Below are 3,183 nucleotides of genomic sequence, written 5' to 3'. Positions count from 1 at the left end.
GTAATGTCCTTAATGGAGGTGCCCAGAATCAGGCGGGTGTACAGGTTAGCGCCGCGAGAGAGAATCTGACGGTGAGCCGGCCAGTTCTTGGTCTTGCCGCCGGGAACGTAACGCGAACCGATAGCCAGGTCAGCGCCCGCCTCCACAGCACGAACCAGAGAAGGAAGCTGTTCAGGCTGGTGCGAGCAGTCAGCGTCCATCTCAATCAGAACGTCGTAGCCTGCCTCAAGGCCCCAATCGAAGCCAGCGAGGTATGCGCCACCCAGACCGTCCTTAACGGTGCGGTGCAGAACGTGAATCTGGGAATCCTTAGCCGACAGCTCATCAGCAATCTGGCCGGTGCCGTCGGGGCTGTTATCATCCACCACGAGAATGTCCACCTCGGGAGCTGCCTTGCGAAGACGCTCTACCACGATGGGCAGGTTTTCCTTCTCGTTATACGTCGGGATGACAGTTAGAACGCGCATATTACTCCCTCACAGGTGTACATAAAACAGGCAGTGTAGGTATCCAGTATACCGGGTAAACATGTGGGCAACTGAACCATCGGGGGCTTCCGCCGCTCCTGAACCGCCTAAAAAGGTGTGGACAAGCTAAAAATTAGTTACTTTCAGTGTAAATAGATTCCAGGATGGGCAGAGGCGAATCCTCCTCCAGCACCGGAAGCAACGGAATGCGAGCGCGGGGGTCGGTGCTCCAGGATGCTACGCGGGAGTCGGGTGCCTGGACCATGAGGGCTTCGACGCGCCACTGTGCTACGTATGCGGGGGTGTCGGGGGTTAGCTGGCCGGTGAAGGGGTTTTCTTCGTGTGCTAGGCGGTATACGCCGCGGGTGAGGGCGGCGAAGGCGCTGCGTGCGGAGATGCCGTGTTCGTCGTTGATGAGTTCGCGGATGAGGGACCAGGCGCCGGGTGCGTAGAGTTGGGTGTCGGATCCAAGGGCGATGGAGGTGCCGACTGCGTTTGCGCGGCGGGCTACGGAGGCTACGGACTCGCGTGCTTCTCCCCCGGCGTGTGCGAGGAGTGCTTGGACGGTGTCGTTGGCTTCTTCGTCTTCTTCGGGTTCGCTGACGGTCAGGCCGAGGTTGATGCGTGCTTCCGCCAGCTTGGTGAGGTATTCGTCGGTGATGGGGTCCTGCGGGGTGCTGATTGCGGCGTCGAGGCGGATGGACAGCCAGGGGTGGTTTTCGCGTACGGCGAGCGCGGCGTCAGCTGCGGTGGTGAAGCCGGTGGATGCGTCGATGGAGAGCAGGAGCGCGGCGTCTTCGGCGACCTGTGCTGCTGCGGGGGCTTCGGTGGGTGCGACGGAGATGCCTACCAGCTGCAGGCCTTTGACGGCGCGTTCGCCTTCGGTGAGGGGGCGTAGTGCCTTGATGGCGCTGATGAGTTCGTCGGTTTCTACGCCGGTGGCGTTGAGGATGAGGCGGATGTCGGGTGTGCCGTGTTCGGCGGTGTAGTAGCTGAGTGCGGAGACGAGGTCGGGTACGTCTTCCATGCCGGCGAGTACGGTGTGGGTGTGGTAGCCGGCTGCGCGGTATGCCTGCAGGTAGTCGAGGATTTCGGGTGCTTCTTTGCCTGCTACCGGTGCTAGTGCGCGCGCAAAGGTGGGGGTGAGCAGGGCGCCTTCGAGTTCGGTGATGGTGGTTGATTCGTCGGCGATTGAACGTGCCCCGGAATCGGAACCAACCCAGCGGACGAAGCCGTCTTCGACCAGCATTGCGGTTGCGTAGGGGTCGACCGGGCTGTACACGCTACCATCTACGAAAATACGGGTAGACATTTGAATCCTTTCACCTTTGAGGCGCGCCGGGGCGCACGTGGGCGGGCACTTCGTTTGTGTCCGCGCAGCTGAGCTGAGCATCTCATTTGAGTATAGAAGCACCCCCGCTGCCTGCGGTAGTTCGTTTGTCCTTAGATGACGTGCCTTAGATGGGGCGGAACGTTGCATGGGAGCGGGGGTGGTAGCCCGAACCGGTCGGGCGCGTGTAGCACTATGTGTAAGGTGCGGGTTAGACGTCCAGCGCGACCACGCCGCGGCGGACCGCCTCAATCGCCTCTTCACAGCGAGCGCGAATGACCGGGTCCAGCGAACGGATGTGCGCGATCTGGTCCAGGGCGTCCAGTACCTGCTTTGCCCAGCGCACGAAGTCGCCGGCGGCAAGGCCGGTGTCCTCGATTGCCTTTGCGAGGTGGGCGCCGTTCGCCCAGGCGTACATGGGTTCGACCAGGCCGAAGTCGCATGCCGGGGTCGGGTTGACCTTGAACTGTTCCTCGGCGGCGTTCAGGTCGGCGAGGCGCTGCGTAATCGTCGCAATGGGTGCGCGCAGGGACGGGTGCGGGTAGTGGGCCAGGTATTCCACCGCGTCGCGCTTACCCTGGTAGGTTAGCGCGGCGACGGTTGCCGCGATGGCGGCGGGCTCCAGTCCGTCGAGGAAGTGCGCGTCCAGGCATAGGGCGGTCAGTAGGTCGCGCTCGCCGTAGATGCGGCGCAGAGCCTGGCCGCCGGTGGTGAGTGACAGTTCGCCGTCTTCGGTGCGTTCAACGTAGCCGTAGCTTTCCAGCAGGCGCGCAATGCGGTTGAAGACCTGCGCGATTGTGTTGGTGCGGCGGGCAATCTGGCGGCGCAACCCTTCCGTTTCGGAGTTGAGCTTCTGCCAGCGCTCAGCCCAACGCATGTGGTTTGCGCGGTCGGAGCAGCCGTGGCACGGGTGGTTGCGCAACTGAGCCTGCAGAGCCTCCAGCTGCGCGTCAATGCTGTTCTGACGAGCAGGGATGTTCTGCTGTGCGAGCGCACGCGGGGCGCGGCCGTCGTAGAGTGCCTGGCGCATGCGGCTTGCGGTGTCGCGGCGTTCCTTGGCGGTTTTGAGGCTCAGGCGCTTGGGGATTTTGATGCGTGAGACCGGTTCGATGGCGCCTTCGAAGTCGCGGGTTGAGGCGGTGCGCTGGTGTGCATCCTCGGTGACGATGCCGATGCGCGGGTCGGCGTGCGAGTCGGAGCGGGTGATGACGACTGCGTAGCCGCGGGAGCGGCCGTGCGGAATGTAGATGATGTCGCCGGGTAGTAGCTGCTGGATGCTGTGGTGTGCCTGCGCGCGTGCGTGGCGTTCGTTGCTCTTGGACGCCTTCTTCTCCAGTTCGGCGATCTGGCGGCTGAGCTGGACGTATTCGGTGAAGTCGCCCAGGT

The 3,183-nt window shown here is 63.0% G+C and carries 2 protein-coding genes and 1 pseudogene; all 3 read right to left on the bottom strand.

The features are described 5' to 3' along the window. Window positions 1-467, bottom strand: a 467-nt coding sequence (locus Q0216_RS04530; protein WP_298593264.1) for a glycosyltransferase, incomplete at its 3' end; no start/stop codon positions are given. 133 nt (window positions 468-600) lie between these two features. Continuing rightward, window positions 601-1,779 (bottom strand): amidohydrolase, encoded by a 1,179-nt coding sequence (locus tag Q0216_RS04525; protein ID WP_298593262.1) that lies wholly within the window; start codon window positions 1,777-1,779, stop codon window positions 601-603. Between the two features lie 229 nt (window positions 1,780-2,008). Continuing rightward, window positions 2,009-3,183, bottom strand: a pseudogene (locus Q0216_RS04520) (RNA helicase); the annotation flags it as partial.

Origin of the sequence: uncultured Rothia sp. (assembly GCF_937976295.1) — a bacterium.
Classification (GTDB): Bacteria; Actinomycetota; Actinomycetes; order Actinomycetales; family Micrococcaceae; genus Rothia.
Note: the sequence above shows the minus strand (reverse complement) of the source record. Positions and strands in the feature narration are given on the sequence as shown.

Coding starts and splice junctions, on each gene's coding strand:
- Q0216_RS04525 (WP_298593262.1), bottom strand. CDS start 1,779: ATGTCTACCCGTATTTTCGTAGATGGTAGCGTGTACAGCCCGGTCGAC.